This window comes from Pseudomonas sp. LBUM1646 (assembly GCF_059716165.1).
Genome location: NZ_CP166810.1, coordinates 1,787,242 through 1,807,102, shown reverse-complemented (window position 1 = coordinate 1,807,102; position 19,861 = coordinate 1,787,242). Strand labels below are relative to the sequence as shown.

Sequence of the window (19,861 nt, the reverse complement as noted above, 5' to 3'; positions counted from 1 at the left end):
CGTCACAGCTCGACACCGCGGAACGTCTCGTCCAGCAGCGGATGACTGGCATCCTTGGCCGACAAGTTCTTGACGGGCAGCGGCCAGGGAATAGCCAGCGCGGGATCGTTGACCGACAGGCCGGCTTCATGGGCCGGTGCGTAGTCCGCATCCGTGAGATAGAGCACTTCCGAGTCGTCGGTCAAGGATTGAAAACCATGCGCGAAGCCCGCCGGGATCAACAGGCTGCGCCCGTCGTCGGCGCGCAGTTCTTCAGCATGCCAGTGCAAATAGGTAGGCGACTGCGGACGCAGATCAACCACCACATCCCAGACCGCGCCGCGCACACAGGTAATCAATTTGGACTCTGCAAACCCGGCTTTTTGATAGTGCATACCGCGAACGCTGCCTTGCTCGGCGGTACGCGAATGGTTGATCTGGCGAATCGCGAACGGCCGGCCCTGGGACGTCAAACTGGTCTGGCAAAACAAACGGGCAAACCGGCCGCGATCATCACAGAACACTTTCTGCTTGATCAGAAACAACCCTTCCAGCTTCAGCGCCTGGAGTGTGAGCTCGCTCATGACCGATCCTTGTAGAGATTCAATTGATTCAGGGTGACCGCGCGCATGTCCTCGCCATTTTTCCAGGCCAGGTGCCAGTCCAGCGTCTGTTCAAGGCACTGGCGAAGTGACCAACTGGCGCGCCAGCCCAGCAATTGCTGCGCACGGCTGCTGTCCAGGCGCAACAGGCCGGCCTCATGCATGTCGCTGGTTTCTAGGCGCACGCCCGGTGCCTGTGGCCAACGACTGGCCAGGCGCGCGACCACTTCCCCGACTGTGCACATATCGGCTTCACCGGGACCGAAGTTCCAGGCGCCAGCGAACACCGGCCCCTGGTTATATAAGCGCTCAGCCAGCAGCAGGTAACCGGCCAACGGCTCCAGCGCGTGCTGCCACGGCCGTACCGCTTGCGGGTAGCGCAAGGTCACGGGCTCGTTTGCCGACCAGGCCTTGAGCACATCCGGGATCAGCCGCTCCGGTGCGAAGTCACCGCCGCCCAGCACATTGCCGGCACGCGCGGTCGCCAGGGCCAGCCCATGTTCGTCATAACGATCAGCCGCAAAGAACGAAGCGGCGTAGGACTGCGCCAGCAATTCGCAGCAGGCCTTGCTGCTGCTGTAAGGATCATGACCGCCGAGGGCTTCGTCTTCGCGGTACGGCCACAGCCATTCCTTGTTGGCGTAGACCTTGTCGGTGGTCACCAGCACACAGGCACGAACACTGCCGACCTGGCGAATCGCTTCGAGCAGGTTGAGGGTGCCCATGACATTGCTGGAGTACGTGCCCAGCGGGTCACGATAACCTTCGCGCACCAATGGCTGGGCGGCCAGGTGCAAGACGATCTCTGGCTCGGTGTCGGCGATCACCTCAAGCAAGGCGCCCAGGTCACGCAGGTCGCCCCGTTGATCGTTGATGCCTTCGTGTACCCGCGCCAGTTCAAACAGGCTCGGCTCGGTGGACGGATCAAGGGAAAACCCGCTGACCTCGGCACCGAGGCTTTGCAGCCACAGGGTCAGCCAACTGCCCTTGAAACCGGTGTGACCGGTGACCAGAACCCGCTTGCCACGCCAGAACTCCGGGCTCAATCCCATTGCTTCCATGGGGCCTCCCCGCTCTGCCACAACGCCTCAAGGTGATTTTTGTCACGCAGGGTGTCCATCGGGTGCCAGAAGCCGTCGTGCTGGAAGGCCTGCAATTGTTCTTCGCTCGCCAGCGCCGTCAGCGGTTCGGCTTCCCATGAGGTGTGATCGCCCGTGATGTAGGGCAAAACCTTGGGCGACAGCACAAAGAAGCCGCCATTGATCCAGCCACCGTCGCCGCGAGGCTTCTCGGTGAAGCCCAATACCGTGTCGCCGTTGCGCTCCAGGGCCCCGTAGCGTCCGGGTGGCTGGACCGCCGTGACGGTGGCCAGTTTGCCGTGGGCCAGATGGAAATCCACCAAGGCGCCGATATTCAGGTCCGAGACGCCGTCGCCGTAGGTGAAACAGAACGCCTGTTCATCCTCCAGGTAGCGCGATGCACGACGCAAACGCCCGCCGGTCATGGTTTCTTCACCGGTATCGATCAGCGTGACGCGCCATGGCTCGCTGTAGTTCTGATGAACATCCATGCGGTTGTTGCGCATGTCGAAGGTGACGTCGGAGGTGTGCAGGAAATAGTTGGCGAAGAAGTCCTTGATCGCGTAGCCCTTGTAGCCAAGGCAGATCACGAAATCGTGGATTCCGTGCGCGGAGTACTGCTTCATGATGTGCCAGAGAATTGGCTTGCCGCCGATCTCGATCATCGGCTTGGGCTTGAGGTGCGACTCTTCGCTGATTCGCGTGCCCAGGCCACCCGCCAAAATAACTGCCTTCATCCTCTTTCCCTCTTGTTCGTCACAGGGCCCGAGCAAGCTGTATCAAGCTTTTGCAGGCCTTCTGGATAAAACGCTGAACGCCGCGCATGGTGCTGCCGGCAACGCCGCCAGTGCTCGTTTTATGGCGATATGGAGGGGGACTTGCAGGAAACGCGCCAGCTCTTTCAATTGGACTGTGCGTGGAGCCGCGTGGGAGACGCCGTCTGTATGACGGGCGCAATGAAAAAAGGCTCGAACACGATTAAACCCCCACGCAAAAAAAAGGCGACTCAAGGTCGCCTGTTTTTTAGGAGAGCATGCGAAACGATCAGTCCGCCAACCAGCCGTTTTCCCAGTAGCGCAGGTTGTCGCCACGCAAGATGTAGTCGCGCAGAACGACCTCGCGCAACGCATCGCCCATGCGGTAGCTGGCGTCAGGGTCGGCCAGGTGCATGCGGATGGCTTGCAGCCATTCGTCCGTGGTGTTGGTTTTGACCCGGGTACACGGCAAGTAGCCGCGATAAGCCTCAGTGTCGGTGCAAATGACCGGGTAACCGCAAGCACCGTACTCCAGCAGACGCAGGTTGCTCTTGCAGTCGTTGAAAATATGAAACTCCAGCGGTGCCAACGCCAGGTCCAGGTTCAGGCTGGCCAGCTTCGCCGGGTAGTTTTTCAGGTCGATGACACCGTGGAACTCATGCATGTACGGACGCAGGTCATCCGGGCACATGCCGAAGAACACCCAATCGACTTCATTGGCCAGCTCACGGACCACCTCGGCAATCACTGCCAGATCACCATGGTGGCTGGTACCGCCGCCCCAGCCGACCCGAGGCTTTTTCGAGGTCCGGCGCTGGCTGTGCAGATGGCTCCACAAGTGACTCGCCAGCATGTTCGGGACCACACGAATGTCGTGGTGCATGTCCGACAGAGCATTGGCCAGCGGCTCGGTGGAAACCACCACCCGATCACACATGCCGATCGCACGCCGGACCAGCCGCTCCATTTCATCCTTGGCAGGCATGTTGCGGATATGCGCATTGCGATGGGGAACGTGAATGACATAGTCATCCAGTTCGTAGATCCGCCGGGCATTGGAGTAGGTTTGCAGGCTTGGAATCTCGTTGATCGGGCCTTCGGTATAACGCCCCTGCAAGATGATCACGTCCGGCGACTGACGCTCGACCTCAATGATGCTCGGCAGGTTGTAGTGAATACGCCCCTGAGCCCGGCCCGCCGCTTCCAGTTCGATGAGCGGCTGCGTCACCCGATAGTGTCCGATGGCCGACGCATTGACCGGCAATGCCAGAACCTTGGGTAACAGCGGTTTGGAAAACGGACTCCAACCGGAACGCAAGCCCGGCTCCAGACTGAAACTCGACCCGCTGAGCCCTTTCAACGCCAGGTTGGTGTTGTAGGCCGGGTCACGCGCAATGATCGGCAACCAGCGCTTGTAGAACACCTCTTGTTCTTGATCCAGCAGCACTTGCTCATCGGCTGGCTCGTCGGTGACCGGTTGCGCCCCGAGCGCCAGTTGCGCGTAAGGGGTCCAGACCACCAGGTAGCCACTTTGCCCCACCCTCAGGCACAGGTCGACTTCATGGAGGGTGCGAGTCAGATCCTGTTCATCCAGCCCGCCGACGCTGTCGAAAACGGCCTTTCGAACCATCAGGCAGTCGGCGCCGACCGCGCTCAAATCCTGGGCGACCTGCAACCGGAACATGTAGCCGGCGGACTGCAGGGATTCACCATAAAACTGCGGCCCTGCGGGGCCTCGCAGGCCAAGCGTAAGGCCGGCATGCAACACACGACCGTCCGGGTTGAACAGCTTGGCGCCCACCACGCCGACCTCAGGTCGCTGAGCATGATTAAGCAGTTCGTGCAGCCATTCTCCCTGGGTGATCACCGTGTAGGGGTTGAGCAGCAACACGTACTCGCCCCGGGCCTGTCCTACCGCAAAATTGCGCACCGCCGCCGTGTTGCCTTGCGCGGCATACTCCAGCACTCGCACCCGGTCACTGCCCAATTGCGCCATGCCGGCCAGCCACGCGCGGGCCTCGGCGCTCTCGCTTGCGTTGTCGACCAGCAGCAACTCATATTCGCTGTAGGCGGTTTTCTCCAGCAGGCTTTCGACACACCGCTGCAAGGCGATCGTTTGATCCTTGCTGACGATGATGATCGACACCAGCGGCCGGCGCTCGTGCAGGTAGTCAATACGATTAAGCAACGGCGAACTGCCGCTGCGAATCCCATGGGCGATTCCCATGCGCCGTAAATGCGCCTCCACGACCAGGGCGTTGCCCTCCATCACTTGCGGCAACGCCAGCCACTTAGACAGGTTGAACGTCGACTCCAGCATGATTTCGTCAATATGTTCGACGACGTGCGGCCCGTCTGCTTCGACCATGCGCCAGAGCACATCATGGGGCGCCAGTTCGCCGTGCAGCGGATCCAGGCCACCCAGCGCCAGGAAACGTTCACGCTCGAACGCCAGCGCTCGCCCGACATAGGGATAACTGCGCAACAGGTCCAGGTTGAAATCGGGCTTGAACGCGGGCTCTGCCGATTCGCCCTGAGCCAAGCCGCCTTCGTCGCTGTACATGCACGTCACATGGCCCGAGACGACGATGCGTTCCGCCAGCATCAGCAATGCCGGTTCCACCAGGCGATCACCGGGTTGCAGCAAATAGAACCAGTCAGCCCCGTCCAGCTGCGGCAACAGGTCATTGATCTGTTGCTGCCAGTTCTCCTGCAACGGCAAACGGAACACCCGCCCGTCCAGCTCGGCATCGGTACAAGTGCTGGACAACACCAGCGTCAATTCAGGGGGATAGAGTTGCCCGGCGAGGCTGTCCAGCGTCAAGTCCAGGGCCGAGCGGCTAGCGTCTTCATCGAGGATGATGGTGACGATCTTCGGTTGCCAGGCCCAGCTCGCCAATGTGTCCGGCAACAGCAACCGCTGGGGCTCTGTCAGCGTGCGACAGGCCAGCCACTGCGCGTACAGCTGAGAGAAGCTGACACTGTCAATGCCGACGTGCCATTCCTGGGTGCTTTGCTTGGTGCCCAGGGATCGACTCAGCGGCAACTCTTCCCAGACCCGCGGCGACTCGTCGAGCCGCGTCACCGGCAGGTAACGAACCCATCCCGGCGCGGGGGCGGATTCGCCGCTGCGGGCCTTGAGCATTTGCAACAGCCAATCACGCTCGGCTTCTACCGCATCCTTCATCGGCTGCTGTGCGCTCATGCGCTCCGGATACAGCCGCTCGACACTCAGCACATGGTTGAAGACGACCACGTTACCGCGGCGCATCAGGCACACAAACAGCGCGAAATCGAGGGTCGCGACAAAACAATGACCCGCCTGGGTCAGCGCTGGCAGCAGCTCCAGTACGTCCGCCCGACGAAACATGGCATTGCTGAATCCGCCCAGAATGTTGACCGGAAAATTCTCGAACATCGCCAGCAGGTCTTCACCCTTGAACAACCCACACAATGGCGATAGCGGCGTGTTCTCGAGCCGCGAAGGCAGTTGCATATCATCGGCGTCCCAGAACAAACGCTGGGCCAACACCAGATTGACCTCGGCGCGCTCGGTCAGCATGTACGCCTGGCGCTCGACACAGGAGGCGAACAACTGGTCGTCATCACACAAAAACTTGATGAACTCACCCTGAGCCTGCTCAAGACCGGCAAGCAGGTTGCCCACCATGCCGAGCGTCTGGGGATTGCGCACATAACGCACGGCCACTCCCGTCTGCTCCACCACCTGATCGACCTGGGTTTTGATCTCATTGCCGCGACTGTCGTCGCAAACAATGATTTCAAGATTGCCATAACCCTGACTCACGGCACTGTGCAACGCCCGGCCAAAAAAGCGCGGATTGAAGGCGGGAATGACCAGGCTGACGAGGGGAAGTGAATTCACGGCGGGCTCACAGGCGGTGCGAGCCCGCTCAGGAAAGCGAGCCCTTTGAAACCGCGAAAAAAGACGGTAGGTATTGGAGGGTCAAGGCAATCGGGCGCCGGCGCGCCCGAACACCGTCAGATCTTGTTGAACAGGCCCAGCGAAGTGATCTTGCTGAATGCCAGTTGCGCGGCTTGCAGCATGGTCTGTTGCAGGGTCAGACGCGTCATGACTTCGGCAGGGTCGGAGTCGCGGATCGCTCCCTGGGTGGCGGTGTTCGCCAGGTCCAGACTCTGGTTGGTGATGGATTGATCGTCCAGCGACTGACCGCGAGCACCGATCGAAGTCATGGCCGTGCCCAACTGGTTGCTGGCGCTTTCCAGATTCGCGAGGCCCGAATCCATGGCTGCCTGGAACTGCTGCTTGGCGACCGTGTTTCCGTCAATCGGCACGCTCATGGCGGTGACCATATTGTTCAGGGTGTCGAGCACGTTTTGGGTCTGGTGATTGTTGGACTGCACGGCAAACTGGTCGCCGGCAGCCGGTGCGCCGCCGCCCAGGGCGAACGTCACGCCCGCGGCGGTGGCCGTGGCGGGAGGTCCGGCTACCACGGCGCCCGACGATACGGGACGGCTGTCGGCAGTCACTGGCGCCGCGTACAGATCGAATGCAGTGGCGCTGGTGAACTTGAGGATCGCCCCGCCCGCCGGGAAAGCGCTGTTGTAGGCCGCCGGGTCTGTCACGGTGGAACCGGTGATGACCGCCGTGGACGGGTTGCCGGCGCTGCGCGTGGCGTTGAACGTGTCCGGCTTGGCCGACAGCTGGAAGCTGTGGCCGGCAATGACCGTATCTGCCACATCGCCCGTCTTGAGGTTGATGTTCAGGTTCAGGTCGACACCACGGAAGCTGACCACTTGGTTGGCGCCGTTGCTGTTGCTGATCAAGCCGTTCTGGCTGGCCTCGGTCGTTACGTCGTTACCCAGCGCATCAGTGATCTTCAGCTGGGTGCTGCTGAGGAAGCTGACGGTGTACGGCTGGCCGCTGGCGAACTTGGCGTCGTACGTTGCGCTGGTGCCGACCTGACCATTGGACAGGACCACACGACCATCATCCACCGCCGGTGCGGTCATGGTGGTCTGGGTGCGGCTGGTGTTGACGGTCTGCTGGAACGCGTCCCAGCCAGTGGTGTTAGTCGCCACCGACAAGCCATCGCCAATGCCCAGGTTGATGCTGGTCTGGTCACCGTTGTAGGTGTAGGAGCCATCGGAATTCTGCGAGTACGGCGCGGTGTCGGTTTTCGAGCCGGCGAACAGGTAGTTGCCAGCCGAGTCCTTGGAGTTCATCAAGCCCAGCACTTGTTGCTTGATCTCGTTCAATTCCGCCGCATAGGCTTTACGGTCATCATCGGTGGCGATGCCGTTGTTGGCACTGAGGGCGATTTCCTTGGCGCGCGTCAAGGCGGTGCCAATGGAGTCCAGGGTGGTTTCCTGCAGGCTCAGCGAGCTCTTGGTGGAACTGATATTGCTGCTGTACTGACTCAGCATCGCGCTCTGCTGGCCTAACTGCAGCAAACGCCCGGCACCGAGCGGATCATCGGCGGCGGTGTTGATGCGCGTCAGGCTGCTGGCTTCGTTGCTGGTCTCGATCGCCTTGTTGAAGTTGCGCTGATAGTTGGCAGCGGTTGTCTCGTAATACTGGGCGGTAGAAATGCGCATGAATTACGACTCCTTAAAGGCTGTTGATCAGCGTGCTGAAGGTTTCCTGCGCAGCCTTGATGATCTGCGAAGAGGCGGTGTAGTACTGCTGGTACTTGACCAGGTTGCCGGTTTCCTCATCCAGGTCGACCCCGGAGAGCGAATCACGGGCGCCCTTGGCCTGAGCCAGGATCGCCGTGGTGGCGGCGCTGTCGGATTTGCCCTGGGCAGCCTGGGTACCGACGTTGGTCACCAGTTTGTTGTAAGCGTCGGTCAGGCTGATGCCCTTGCTCGCCGAACCGGTGTCCACGGTTTGCTTGGTTTGCAGCGCCACCAGGGATTGCGCGTTGCGGTTGTCCGAAGAGGCCGCGCCGGTCAGGGAAATCGTGAAGCTTTCGTTGACCTTCGGCGTGCCGCCGACCGTGGTCTGCACAGTGAAGGTTTTCTGGATCGGCGGGGTGCCGCCGTCCGTGATCGCGTTGCCACTGGCGTCGACCATACCGATTTTCAGGTTCAGGGTATTGCTCTGGCCCGGAACAATAGTGCCGCTGCCCAGCGAGTGGCCTTGGGCGTCGGTCAGGGTATAGGTCTGGCTGGCACCGCCCGCGGCACCGAACGTGATTTTGACCGGCGTCGAGTTTTTCAGTGCGGACTGCAACTCCGTCTGGGACGCCGGGTTGTAGATGTCCAGGGTGCTGCTGAGCGTTGGCTGGGTGTAGGTGCCGCTGTTGCTGGCGCTGGTTACGCCGGTCAACGGGGCGGCCGCCGCGATCTTTTTCGGGTCGGTCAGTACGGTCTGGATGCTGGTCGCGGCACCGCGAGTCGGGGTCACCTTGAAGCTGTCGCCAGCGCTCAGGGCTCCGCCGTTCAGGGACAGGCTGAAACCGTCGATCACCGGTGGCGGTGTAGTCGTGGTGCTGAAGCTTCCCATGTCAGTGCCATCGGAACGCTTGACGCTGTAGGCGGTGGAGCTGGTGAACGTCACCTGATAGTCGCTGGTGGTCAGCTTGCCGGTGTCCTTGATGGTGACATCGAGGTTACCGGAACCGGCACTGTTGCTCGCATTGCCAATGCTGCGCTGACTGATCAGGGCGGCACTGTTGATGTTGTTGAAAATGGCCGCGCCGAAATCGCCGTTCTTGTCGATGCCTTGCGCTTGCTGGCTGTTGATCTGGTCCGCGACCACCAACGCCACACGCCCCAATTCGTTGAGCGACGGGTCGAGCACGTCCTTGCGGTAGGTGAGCAGGCCGCCGATTTCGCCACCGCTGACCACTGACGTGATGTCGATGGTGCTGGAGCCGCGGTTCATCTGCAGGCCCATGCGGGTCGGATCGTCCTTGCTCGGGGCGGTTTCCAGGGTATTGGTGGTGTTGCCCATCACCAATGGCTGGCCGCTGCCGACGTAGATGTCGTAGCTGGTGCCGCGCTCGACGACTTGTGCACCGACCATTTCGGACAGTTGGCGCACTGCTTCGTTACGGGTATCGAGCAAGTCGTTCGGCTGGCCGCCGCTGGTGGAGACTTCGCCGATCTTCTGGTTGAGGCTGGCAATCGAGGTGGCCAGCTTGTTCACCTGCGCGGCCATGTCCGCCAGGCTGCCGTTGATCGTGGTGTTCTGGTCGTTCAACTGCTTGGCAATGGTATTGAAACGACTGCTCAACGCCTGGGCGCCGGTCAGTACCGACTGGCGGGAAGTATCGTCGGTCGCCGAGGTCGATACACCCTGCATCGAGGTGAAAAATTTCTGCAACACGCCGGTCAGGCCGGTGTTGACGTCCGACAGCGACGCATCCAGCGGCGTGGCCTGGGCCTGGAACGAGGCGGCTTCGCTGTTGAGCGAAGTGGCGGTCTGCAACTGGGAATCGAGGTAGGCGTTGTACACCCGGCGCACATCCGCCAGGGTCGTGCCGGTGCCGATGAAGACATTCCCGTACTGCTGCGAGGCCTTGGTGCCCTGCACGGTTTGCTGACGCGAATAACCGGCGGTGTCGACGTTGGCAATGTTGTTGCCTGTCACAGCCAAAGAGGATTGGCTCGCCGCCAGACCCGACATCCCGATATTGAGCAAACTCATGGTTCAGACCTTATGCCTTGTGCCTATAAAGGCGTGGTGGAAGCGCCCGCCGCAGCGTAGTTTTGGTAACTCGTCATCTGCTTGGCTATCTGCGAAATCTTGCTTGCGTAGTTCGGGTCGGTTGCATAACCGGCCTTTTGCAACTCGCGCACAAACTGTTCTGGGTTATCGGCCGACTTCACCACATCTTGATAGCGATTATTGGATTGCAGCAAAGTCACAAGGTCATGGAAGCTGTCCTTGTAAGAGGCATAGGAACGGAACTCCGCCGTCTCCTTGACCATTGCGCCATCCCTGAATTCGCTAGTGATTGCCCGTGCCGAATCGCCCTTCCAACTGCTGCCGGTCTTGATACCGAACAGGTTGTGACTGCTGCTGCCATCCTGGGCGCGCATGACCGATTTGCCCCAACCGGTTTCCAGGGCGGCCTGGGCCACCAGGTAACGCGGATCGACACCGATGCGGTCGGCGGCCTCCTTGGCCATCGGCAGCATGGCGTTGACGAATTCGTCGGCAGAACTGAAGGCTTTCTTCGCCGGCGCCAACGGAATCTGCGCCATGGCGCGTCCGTATATCTGCATCTGCCCGCTCGACGCCGATGCCGTCGCCGAGGGCAGCCAATCGCCGTTGTACAGCGGGCCGGCGCCGGTCGGCGTGGTGGCGCGTTCAGGCAACAGGGTTTTGTTGATTGTCGCGGCGGTCGTGGCATTGGTCGCGGTCGACGGCACCAGGCCGGCGAGCAAGCGGTCGGCCAATTTCGGCGGCAAAGCCAGGCGTCGCTGGTTGAGCAGCGCCACGTCATTGCTATGAGCGGCCGTCGCCGTCGGCGACTTGACCCCGCGCGAAGCCCACAACGGACGCTCGCCGTTGAGGCGCGACAAAGGGCCATTCGTGGCGCTCGTACCGGCAGCCACCGGCGTCGTGATCGCTTCGGCCTTGGCTTTCGCCGCCTCCTGCTTGGCCGCCGAATTCGCCGCAGCCTCACCCGGGGCCAGCGGTTTATTCTTCGACATCTGGCGCAACAACACGTCCGCCAGACCAATACCACCGCCTTCGCGGGACATGGAAACAGCCAACTGCTGGTCGGACATTTCCTGGTATTGCTTGGCGGCTGGCGTGTTGAGCGGATTGTCCTTACCCAGTTCGTCGGTGGCCGAGCGCATGGACTTGAGCATTTCACCGAGGAACAGCGATTCGAATTCCTGCGCCACTTTGCGCATGTTCGCGTCGCTGTTCTTGTCGCCGATCTTGAGCTGGTTCAGACGATTGAGGTCCGAGTAAGAACCCGAATCGCTGGTGCTGAGCGTACCGCTCTTGCGCATGTCCATGGTCGCCGTCCTCAGATCACGATCAGGTCGGCTTGCAACGCGCCGGCCTGCTTCAGTGCTTCAAGGATGGCCATCAAGTCACCCGGCGCCGCGCCGACCTGGTTCACCGCACGCACGATCTCGTCGAGGGTGGTGCCCGGGCCGAACTTGAACATTGGCTTGGCTTCTTGCTGGGCGTTAACCCGCGAGCGCGGCACGACCGCCGTCTGCCCATTGGACAGAGGGCCAGGCTGGCTGACGATCGGGTCTTCGGTGATGGTCACGGTCAGGCTGCCGTGGGTCACGGCGGCCGGGGACACTTTCACGTTCTGGCCGATCACGATGGTGCCGGTCCGCGAGTTGATGATGACTTTCGCCACCGCCTGGCCCGGATCGACTTCAAGGTTTTCGAGGATCGACAGGTAGTCGACCCGCTGGCTCGGATCCAGTGGCGCCGTGACGCGGATCGAACCGCCGTCGATGGCCTGGGCCACGCCAGGGCCGAGCAAGTCGTTAATCTTGTCGACCACACGCTTGGCGGTAGTGAAGTCCGAACGGTTGAGGTTCAGGGTCAGGCTGTTGCCCTGGTTGAAGCCGCTCGGCACCGAACGCTCAACCGACGCACCGCCCGGAATACGACCGGCCGATGGAACGTTGACCGTAATCTTCGAACCGTCGCGACCTTCGGCATCGAAACCGCCGACCACCAGGTTGCCCTGGGCGATGGCGTAGACGTTGCCGTCGATACCCTTGAGCGGCGTCAACAGCAAGGTGCCGCCGCGCAAGCTCTTGGAGTTACCGATGGACGCGACCGTGATGTCAACCTGTTGACCCGGTTTGGCAAACGCCGGCAGATCAGCACTGATCGACACCGCCGCGACGTTCTTCAACTGCACGTTGCCCGAGCCCGGCGGTACCTTGATGCCGAACTGCGAGAGCATGTTGTTGAAGGTCTGCAGGGTGAACGGGGTCTGGGTCGTCTGGTCACCGGTGCCGTTAAGCCCGACCACCAGGCCGTAACCGATCAATTGGTTGGTCCGCACGCCGGAAATGCTGGCGATGTCCTTCAGTCGCTCGGCTTGAGCGGTGAAGGCTGCGGACATCAACAAGGCAGCGACCATGAGACTTCTGAAGTTCAACGTAGCCACCTAGAAAGGGAACAGCGGGCTGAGGAAGAAACGGTCGAACCAGCCTGGCTGACTCGCATCGGCAAACGCACCGGTGCCCGAGTAGGTGATGCGTGCATCGGCGACGCGAGTCGACGACACGGTGTTATCAGTGGCGATGTCATCGGCGCGCACCAGACCGGCAATCCGTACGAGTTCATCACCGGAGTTCAGGGTCATCCACTTCTCGCCACGCACGGCGATGATGCCGTTGGGCAAGACGTCGGCGACGGTCACGGTGATCGAGCCGGTCAAACTGTTGCTCTGGCCAGACTTGCTCGCGCCGTTGGTGGCACGGTCGCCGCTGTAACCGGCGTCGAGGCTCAGGCTGCCGCTGCCGATCGGGTCACTGGTACTCAGGCCGCCACCGAACAACGACGTCAGGCCAATATTGGTCTTGCTGGTCTTGTCGATCTGCGAGTTGGCACCCTTACTGGCCTGGGTCCGCTCGTTCAAGGTGATGGTGATAATGTCACCGACCCGGAACGCCTTGCGGTCGCTGTACAGGTTCTGCTCGAAACCGGCCTGGTAGATCGAGCCATTGTTGGCGGCAGCCGGCAGCGGCGTGCGCGGCAACACCGGGGCGTAGTAAGGGTCATTGGGCTTGGGCGTCGGCGCGACGCAGCCCGCGAGCGCGACCACCCCACTCATTGCCAGAACAGATACAAAGCGATTCATGACCCTACCTCACGGTGTTGCTGGCGACCTCATGGCCGCCCCATAGACTTGATTACAGATTCTGCGTTACGAACGAGAGCATCTGGTCGGCGGTGGAGATCACCTTGGAGTTCATCTCGTAGGCACGCTGAGTGGTGATCATGTTGACCATCTCTTCAACGGTGCTGACGTTGGACCCTTCCAGGGTGTTCTGCAGCGTGGTACCGAAACCGTTCAGGCCCGGGGTGCCGACTTGCGGCGCACCGCTGGCGGCGGTTTCCAGGAACAGGTTGTTACCCACTGCTTGCAGACCGGCCGGGTTGATGAAGTCGGCGGTTTGCAGGTTGCCGATCACTTGGGAGGCCGGGTTGCCGGGAACGGTGATGGACACCGTGCCGTCAGTCCCGACCGTGAAGGTCTGGGCGTTGTTCGGAATGACAATGGCCGGTTCCAGGGCGAAACCGCTGGCGTTTACGATCTGGCCGTTGGAGTCGAGGTGGAAAGTGCCGTCACGGGTGTAGGACGTGGTGCCGTCCGGCTGCAGGATCTGGAAAAAACCGCGACCGTCGACCGCCAGGTCCAGCGGCTGCTCGGTGGTTTGCAGGCTGCCGGCGGAGAAGTTTTTCTGGGTGCCGACGATGCGCACACCGGTACCCAATTGCAGACCGGACGGCAGTTCGCTGTCCTGAGTCGACTGGGCGCCGGGCTGGCGTTTGATCTGGTACAGCAAGTCCTGGAACTCGGCGCGGTCACGTTTGAAACCCGTGGTCGAGACGTTCGCCAGGTTGTTGGAAATGGTGGTCAGGTTAGTGTCCTGGGCGGACAGACCTGTTTTGGCAACCCATAGAGCCGGAAGCATTCGATTCTCCTCGTGCGCCTGTTTTACGGCGCGACGTTCTGATAATTAGCTGATCTGCAAGACCCGAGCCATGGCCTGGTCATCGTCTTTGGCGGTGTTCATCATCTTGATGTGCAGCTCGAACTGCTTCGACAAAGCCAGCACCGAGGTCATTTCTTCCACGGCATTGACGTTGCTCGACTCAAGGAACCCGGACACCAGCTTGACGCCCGCATCGGCTTGCGCCGGCTTGCCGTCCTTGGTGTGGATCGAACCATCCAGGCCTTTGGTCATGTTCTTCAGGTCAGGGTTGACCAGTTTGATGCGGTCGATTTCGGCCATCACGCGCGGGCCTTCACCCATCGAACGAATGCTGATGGTGCCATCCTCGCCCACTTCGATTTTCTGCTCGGGCGGCACGGCGATCGGCCCGCCATTGCCCATCACCGGCATACCATTGCCGGCCCGCAGCACGCCGAGGGCGTCAATGTTCAGGCTGCCGGTGCGCACGTAGCTTTCACCGCCATCGGGGCTCTGCACGGCGATCCAACCGTTGCCGGTCACGGCGACGTCGAGGTCACGACCGGTTTCCACCATCGAACCTGGCGAGAAGTCGGTGGCCGGACGTTCGCTCATGGCAAAGGCACGCGCCGGAAAGCTGTCACCAAACACCGGCATCGAACGGGCCTGTTCCAGGTCCTTTTGAAAACCGTTGGTAGAGATGTTCGCCAGGTTGTTCGCATGAGCCTTCTGCGCCAGTGCATTCTGGCTGGCGCCGGTCATTGCCACATAAAGGTACTTGTCCACACTCTTTCCTCTGCATGCCGGACGTTTGCCGCCCACTGCTGTACTGCTGAGCCTTAAGCAATTTGCAGACCAACTTTTTTCTGACGGCGCCGGACCCGGCAAACAAAGGACTTGGGGGATTTAGAGAGGAGGTGGGAATTGTGTCGAAGTCGAAAAACCGGCGGTGTTATGCCGCTTCGCGGCAAACCTCGGACTGATCGTTCCCACGCTCTGCGTGGGAATGCCTCAATGGACGCTCTGCGTCGGCTTTTGGGACGCGGAGCGTCCCGGGCTGCATTCCCACGCAGAGCGTGGGAACGATCAGTCACAACGGGGCTATGCGCCTGGCTCTTTGCCTACGTCGTATTCGCGCAGTTTGTTGGCAATCGTGGTGTGCGAAACCCCTAATCGCTTACCCAATTGTCGGCTGCTCGGATGCTCGGAATACAACCGCTCCAGCACCGCTTTTTCAAAGCGCCCGACAATCGCATCCAGCCCGCCCTCCAGCGAGAAATCGCCAAGCGGCTGACGCACGCCGTAATCCGGCAGGCGAATATGCTCGACCTTGACCGTCCCGCCCTCGCACAGGGAAACCGCCTGGAACAATACGTTTTCCAACTGCCGGACATTGCCCGGCCAATGGTAATGACCGAGCCGTTCCATGGCCGCCGGCGCCAGCTTCGGCAGCGGACAACCGATCTGCCGACTGGCCTGATCGAGGAAATGCTCTACCAGCGGCGTCAAACCGTCGAGGCATTCGCGCAGCGGCGGGATGTGCAACGACAGCACGTTCAAGCGGTGATACAAATCCTGGCGAAACTCGCCGCGCGCGCACAACTCGGAGAGGTCTACTTGTGTGGCGCAAATCACCCGCACATCCAGATAGACCTCTTCATCACTGCCTACACGGCGGAAGCAACCGTCCTGCAGAAAGCGCAGCAATTTCACCTGCAAACGCGGGCTCATTTCCCCGACGCCATCGAGAAACAGCGTACCGCCGGCCGTCAGCTCCAGCAGCCCGAGCTTGCCTTCCGCCCGCGCCCCTTCGAAAGCACCGGGGCCGTAGCCAAACAACTCGGTCTCGGCCATGGATTCCGGGAGGCCGGCGCAATTGAGTGCCATCAGCGGCGACTGGCCACGAGGGCTGGCCAGATGACAAGCCCGCGCCAACAGTTCTTTGCCGGTGCCGGTTTCGCCTTCGATCAATAGCGGCGCATCCAGCGGTGCCATGCGCCGGGCTTCACGCACCACCGCCGCCATGACTTTCGAACTCTGGAAGATGCTGTCGAAACCGCGCAACTCTTGCTTGCGCACGTTGTAGATACGCTCACCGACCCGGTCCGCCCGATGCAACGTCAATACCGCGCCGGCCATGGCCTCGCTGTCATCGTGTTCCGATTGCAGTGGCGCGATGTCGGCGAGAAACACGTCGCCCTTCACCTTCACCCGCAACCCGTTGATCCGCGACTTGTTGGCACGCACCAGTTCCGGCAAGTCGAAGTCCTCGGCGTAACGGGACAAGGGAATCCCCGGCACCTCGTCCACCCGAACCCCGAGCAACTGCGCCGCCGCCCGGTTGGCCGCAACGATGGAGCCGCCCATGTCGATCGACAGCACCGGGAACTCCAGGGCGCCGAGCAACGCGTTCAGCTCCATGTGCCGACGCTCGCTGGGCATCAGCCCTACACGCTTGACGCCGAATACTCCGGCAATCGCCTCGAACTTCGGACGCAGCGCCTGGAACTGGATGTTGATCAGATTCGGGCAGTGCAGGTAGATCGCATTGCCATGCTCACCGCCGACCTCGCCACGCGCAACGTTGATCCCGTATTCCACCAGCAGGTTGAGAATGTCGCGCAGGATGCCGATGCGGTTTTGGCAGTGGACTTTGATACGCATATAAAAGGCCTGAACAGGGGTGATCGAGGCTTGCCGCCGAAAATTTCTGCGAAAGCGTTCAGTTAGTCGTCAAGATTATGTGACAGGTAGAGCGCTTTTCAAACCCGGAAAACTCAATACCTGCGCCATAGCCGCCAATTCGTAACGAAAACTTTACGAAAATCACGGAATTCTCCTATGCGCGACCCGAACGACCTGCTGCATTGCCGCACGCCTTGGGGTATCTCTAGGTCCATAGCTGGACATAACAAGAACGAATTCCCCTAGCAGGAGAGCAGCATGAAGCAGACGCAATACGTGGCCCGCGAGCCCGATGCGCAAGGTTTTATCGACTACCCCGCCGAAGAACACGCGGTGTGGAACACGCTGATCACTCGCCAACTGAAAGTGATTGAAGGGCGTGCGTGCCAGGAATACCTGGACGGTATCGAAAAACTCGGTCTGCCCCACGACCGCATTCCGCAACTCGGTGAGATCAACAAAGTCCTCGGTGAAACCACCGGTTGGCAAGTTGCCCGGGTTCCAGCACTGATCCCCTTCCAGACCTTTTTCGAATTGCTCGCCAACAAGCAGTTCCCGGTGGCCACGTTTATTCGTACCCGCGAAGAACTGGACTACCTGCAAGAGCCGGACATTTTCCACGAGATCTTTGGTCACTGCCCGCTGCTGACCAACCCCTGGTTTGCTGAATTTACCCACACCTACGGCAAACTCGGCCTACAGGCTTCCAAGGAAGAACGCGTGTACCTGGCGCGCCTGTACTGGATGACCATCGAATTCGGCATGGTCGATACGCCACAGGGCCAACGCATCTACGGTGGCGGCATTCTGTCTTCACCTAAAGAAACCGTTTACTGCATGTCGGACGAGCCAGAGCATCAGGCCTTCGATCCGCTGGAATGCATGCGCACGCCGTATCGCATCGACATCCTGCAGCCGCTGTACTTTGTGCTGCCCAACCTCAAGCGCCTGTTCGACCTGGCCCACGAAGACATCATGGGCATGGTCAAGCAAGGTATGCAGCTGGGCTTGCACGCACCGAAATTTCCGCCAAAGCCAAAAGCCGCCTGAGCATGCCGGCAGTCGCGGTAAGCGCTGAAAAATAGTAACGTCTAACAAGAATCGAATCGGGAAACAGACTATGTCCACTTTGAACCAAGCCCACTGCGAAGCCTGCCAGGCCGGCGCCCCTCAGGTCAGCGACGAAGAGTTGCCGGTACTGATCAAGCAGATCCCTGACTGGAACATTGAAGTGCGCGACAGCGTGATGCAGCTGGAAAAAGTTTTCCTGTTCAAGAATTTCAAGCACGCCCTGGCGTTCACCAACGCGGTCGGTGAAATCTCCGAGGCCGAAGGTCACCACCCGGGTCTGTTGACCGAGTGGGGCAAAGTCACCGTGACCTGGTGGAGCCACTCCATCAAGGGCCTGCACCGTAACGACTTCATCATGGCCGCACGCACTGACGACGTGGCCAAGGATGCAGAGGGCCGCAAATAATGCATTTCGACGCCATCGGCCGAGTACCCGGCGACCCGATTCTCGGCCTGATGGAGGCCTATGCGCAGGACCCCAACCCGCGCAAATTCGACTTGGGCGTGGGTGTCTATAAAGACGCCCAGGGCCTGACGCCAATTCCTCAAGCGGTGAAACTTGCCGAAGCGCGGCTGGCGGATCGTCAAACCACCAAGACTTACATCGGTGGCCATGGCGAACCGGCGTTCGGCAAGGTCATGAACGAACTGGTGCTCGGCGCCGATTCGGCGTTGATCGCCGAGCAACGCGCCGGTGTCACCCAGACGCCGGGCGGCACGGGCGCGCTGCGTTTGAGCGCGGACTTCATCGCGCAAATGCTGCCGGGCCGTGGCGTGTGGTTGAGCAACCCAACCTGGCCGATCCACGAAACGATTTTCGCCACGGCCGGGGTCAAGGTCAGTCACTACCCGTACGTGGGCAGCGACAACCGTCTCGATGTCGAAGCCATGCTGGCGGTGCTTAATGAAGCGCCCAAGGGCGACGTGGTGTTGCTGCACGCCTGCTGCCACAACCCGACCGGTTTCGACCTGTCCCATGACGATTGGCGCCGGGTGCTGGACGTGGTTCGTCGCCGTGAGCTGCTGCCCCTGATCGACTTCGCTTATCAAGGCTTTGGCGATGGCCTGGAACAGGACGCCTGGTCGACCCGGTTGTTCGCTGACGCACTGCCGGAAGTGCTGATCACCAGCTCTTGCTCGAAGAACTTCGGTCTGTACCGCGATCGCACCGGTGCACTGATTGTCTGCGCGAAAACCGCCGACAAGCTGGTGGATATTCGCAGTCAACTGGCCAATATCGCCCGTAACCTGTGGTCGACACCGCCGGATCACGGCGCGGCTGTGGTGGCGACCATCCTCGGCGACCCGGCGCTGAAAAGTCTCTGGGCCGACGAAGTGGAAGCCATGCGTTTGCGTATCGCCCAGCTGCGCAGCGGTCTGGTGGAAGCCCTGGAACCCCATGGCTTGCGCGAACGCTTTGCACACATTGGCGTGCAACGCGGGATGTTCTCCTACACCGGCTTGACGGCGGAGCAGGTTAAACAGCTGCGAGATCATCACAGCGTGTACATGGTCAGTTCCGGCCGGGCGAACGTGGCGGGGATTGATGCGACGCGCCTGGCGCTGTTGGCCGAGGCGATTGCCGAAGTCTGCAAGTAACCCTCCTCGACACTGATCGTTCCCACGCTCCGCGTGGGAATGCAGCCCGGGGCGCTCCGCGTCCCTTCCGAAGCGGACGCGGAGCGTCCAGTGAGGCATTCCCACGCAGAGCGTGGGAACGATCATGTAGGGTCTTCGATCTTTTGCTTTTCGCTCCCCCTGCGGCCATTGGTCGCAGAAATCCCAGATAAAAGTCTGTTTGTCATTTCTCCTGCTGTATCCTGCCCAAGCTTTTTAAAAGCGCGGATCTACCAGATCTATCAACAGACTTTGCGAGGAGCGCGAAACATGCACGAGATCCCTAATCTCCCCTTCCCAAGCCTGCACGAAACTGAGCAGACAACCCCGCAACAAGCCAGTGCCCAACAGCCTGAGCCGAAAGAAGCCACTGACCGTCGAAAGACTGACAGCGAAGACTGATCCACCTGCAATGCCAGACCGTGTGGAAAGCGCTAACATGCGCTTT

Annotated in this window: 16 protein-coding genes; 4 read left to right on the top strand and 12 right to left on the bottom strand. The window is 60.8% G+C overall.

The window, feature by feature from the left end:
- Positions 1-2: 2 nt before the first annotated feature.
- The 12 genes from rfbC to ACA071_RS07945 form a co-directional block, all read right to left on the bottom strand.
- The gene (gene rfbC, locus ACA071_RS08000) at positions 3-563 is read right to left on the bottom strand and encodes a dTDP-4-dehydrorhamnose 3,5-epimerase (RefSeq protein WP_497643853.1); all 561 of its coding nucleotides are present in this window, start codon (positions 561-563) and stop codon (positions 3-5) included.
- The gene (gene rfbG, locus ACA071_RS07995; protein WP_169371048.1) at positions 560-1,642 is read right to left on the bottom strand and encodes a CDP-glucose 4,6-dehydratase; all 1,083 of its coding nucleotides are present in this window, start codon (positions 1,640-1,642) and stop codon (positions 560-562) included. The genes rfbC and rfbG overlap by 4 nt, the downstream gene beginning before the upstream one ends.
- Positions 1,624-2,397 carry a glucose-1-phosphate cytidylyltransferase gene (gene rfbF / locus ACA071_RS07990; RefSeq protein WP_169371049.1) on the bottom strand — a complete coding sequence of 258 codons (774 nt, stop codon included), beginning with the start codon at positions 2,395-2,397 and terminating at the stop codon, positions 1,624-1,626. The genes rfbG and rfbF overlap by 19 nt, the downstream gene beginning before the upstream one ends.
- Positions 2,398-2,704: 307 nt before the next feature.
- On the bottom strand, positions 2,705-6,301 hold the full coding sequence (locus tag ACA071_RS07985; RefSeq protein ID WP_497643852.1) for a glycosyltransferase: 3,597 nt from the start codon (positions 6,299-6,301) through the stop codon (positions 2,705-2,707).
- Positions 6,302-6,417: 116 nt separating this feature from the next.
- Positions 6,418-7,995: a flagellar hook-associated protein 3 gene (locus ACA071_RS07980; protein WP_497643851.1), complete on the bottom strand. Its 1,578-nt coding sequence runs from the start codon at positions 7,993-7,995 to the stop codon at positions 6,418-6,420.
- Between the two features lie 13 nt (positions 7,996-8,008).
- On the bottom strand, positions 8,009-10,051 hold the full coding sequence (gene flgK / locus ACA071_RS07975; RefSeq protein ID WP_497643850.1) for a flagellar hook-associated protein FlgK: 2,043 nt from the start codon (positions 10,049-10,051) through the stop codon (positions 8,009-8,011).
- Positions 10,052-10,074: 23 nt separating this feature from the next.
- A complete protein-coding gene (flgJ, locus tag ACA071_RS07970; protein ID WP_497643849.1) occupies positions 10,075-11,379 on the bottom strand; it encodes a flagellar assembly peptidoglycan hydrolase FlgJ in 1,305 nt (434 codons plus the stop codon).
- Between the two features lie 11 nt (positions 11,380-11,390).
- On the bottom strand, positions 11,391-12,479 hold the full coding sequence (locus ACA071_RS07965) for a flagellar basal body P-ring protein FlgI (protein WP_429513996.1): 1,089 nt from the start codon (positions 12,477-12,479) through the stop codon (positions 11,391-11,393).
- A gap of 27 nt (positions 12,480-12,506) precedes the next feature.
- Positions 12,507-13,202: a flagellar basal body L-ring protein FlgH gene (gene flgH, locus ACA071_RS07960; protein WP_497643848.1), complete on the bottom strand. Its 696-nt coding sequence runs from the start codon at positions 13,200-13,202 to the stop codon at positions 12,507-12,509.
- 52 nt (positions 13,203-13,254) lie between these two features.
- A complete protein-coding gene (gene flgG / locus ACA071_RS07955; protein ID WP_054049256.1) occupies positions 13,255-14,040 on the bottom strand; it encodes a flagellar basal-body rod protein FlgG in 786 nt (261 codons plus the stop codon).
- A 45-nt stretch (positions 14,041-14,085) separates the two neighbouring features.
- A complete protein-coding gene (locus ACA071_RS07950; RefSeq protein WP_054049254.1) occupies positions 14,086-14,826 on the bottom strand; it encodes a flagellar basal body rod protein FlgF in 741 nt (246 codons plus the stop codon).
- 315 nt (positions 14,827-15,141) lie between these two features.
- The gene (locus ACA071_RS07945) at positions 15,142-16,704 is read right to left on the bottom strand and encodes a sigma-54-dependent transcriptional regulator (RefSeq protein ID WP_497643847.1); all 1,563 of its coding nucleotides are present in this window, start codon (positions 16,702-16,704) and stop codon (positions 15,142-15,144) included.
- A gap of 279 nt (positions 16,705-16,983) precedes the next feature.
- On the opposite strand from ACA071_RS07945, the gene phhA reads away from it, so the two are divergent.
- From phhA to ACA071_RS07925, 4 genes are all read left to right on the top strand, one after another.
- Complete coding sequence (phhA, locus tag ACA071_RS07940) at positions 16,984-17,775, top strand: phenylalanine 4-monooxygenase (protein ID WP_169371059.1); 792 nt, start codon at positions 16,984-16,986, stop codon at positions 17,773-17,775.
- Between the two features lie 70 nt (positions 17,776-17,845).
- A complete protein-coding gene (locus tag ACA071_RS07935; RefSeq protein ID WP_123509107.1) occupies positions 17,846-18,202 on the top strand; it encodes a 4a-hydroxytetrahydrobiopterin dehydratase in 357 nt (118 codons plus the stop codon).
- A complete protein-coding gene (locus tag ACA071_RS07930) occupies positions 18,202-19,395 on the top strand; it encodes an amino acid aminotransferase (RefSeq protein WP_497643846.1) in 1,194 nt (397 codons plus the stop codon). Before ACA071_RS07935 ends, ACA071_RS07930 begins: the two co-directional genes overlap by 1 nt.
- Positions 19,396-19,683: 288 nt before the next feature.
- Entirely contained in the window at positions 19,684-19,815 is a 132-nt protein-coding gene (locus ACA071_RS07925) for a hypothetical protein (protein ID WP_256672193.1), read from the top strand.
- The last annotated feature ends 46 nt before the right edge of the window (positions 19,816-19,861 follow it).

Coding starts and splice junctions, on each gene's coding strand:
- rfbC (WP_497643853.1), bottom strand. CDS start 563: ATGAGCGAGCTCACACTCCAGGCGCTGAAGCTGGAAGGGTTGTTTCTG.
- rfbG (WP_169371048.1), bottom strand. CDS start 1,642: ATGGAAGCAATGGGATTGAGCCCGGAGTTCTGGCGTGGCAAGCGGGTT.
- rfbF (WP_169371049.1), bottom strand. CDS start 2,397: ATGAAGGCAGTTATTTTGGCGGGTGGCCTGGGCACGCGAATCAGCGAA.
- ACA071_RS07980 (WP_497643851.1), bottom strand. CDS start 7,995: ATGCGCATTTCTACCGCCCAGTATTACGAGACAACCGCTGCCAACTAT.
- flgK (WP_497643850.1), bottom strand. CDS start 10,051: ATGAGTTTGCTCAATATCGGGATGTCGGGTCTGGCGGCGAGCCAATCC.
- flgJ (WP_497643849.1), bottom strand. CDS start 11,379: ATGGACATGCGCAAGAGCGGTACGCTCAGCACCAGCGATTCGGGTTCT.
- ACA071_RS07965 (WP_429513996.1), bottom strand. CDS start 12,479: ATGGTCGCTGCCTTGTTGATGTCCGCAGCCTTCACCGCTCAAGCCGAG.
- flgH (WP_497643848.1), bottom strand. CDS start 13,202: ATGAATCGCTTTGTATCTGTTCTGGCAATGAGTGGGGTGGTCGCGCTC.
- flgG (WP_054049256.1), bottom strand. CDS start 14,040: ATGCTTCCGGCTCTATGGGTTGCCAAAACAGGTCTGTCCGCCCAGGAC.
- ACA071_RS07945 (WP_497643847.1), bottom strand. CDS start 16,704: ATGCGTATCAAAGTCCACTGCCAAAACCGCATCGGCATCCTGCGCGAC.
- phhA (WP_169371059.1), top strand. CDS start 16,984: ATGAAGCAGACGCAATACGTGGCCCGCGAGCCCGATGCGCAAGGTTTT.
- ACA071_RS07935 (WP_123509107.1), top strand. CDS start 17,846: ATGTCCACTTTGAACCAAGCCCACTGCGAAGCCTGCCAGGCCGGCGCC.
- ACA071_RS07930 (WP_497643846.1), top strand. CDS start 18,202: ATGCATTTCGACGCCATCGGCCGAGTACCCGGCGACCCGATTCTCGGC.
- ACA071_RS07925 (WP_256672193.1), top strand. CDS start 19,684: ATGCACGAGATCCCTAATCTCCCCTTCCCAAGCCTGCACGAAACTGAG.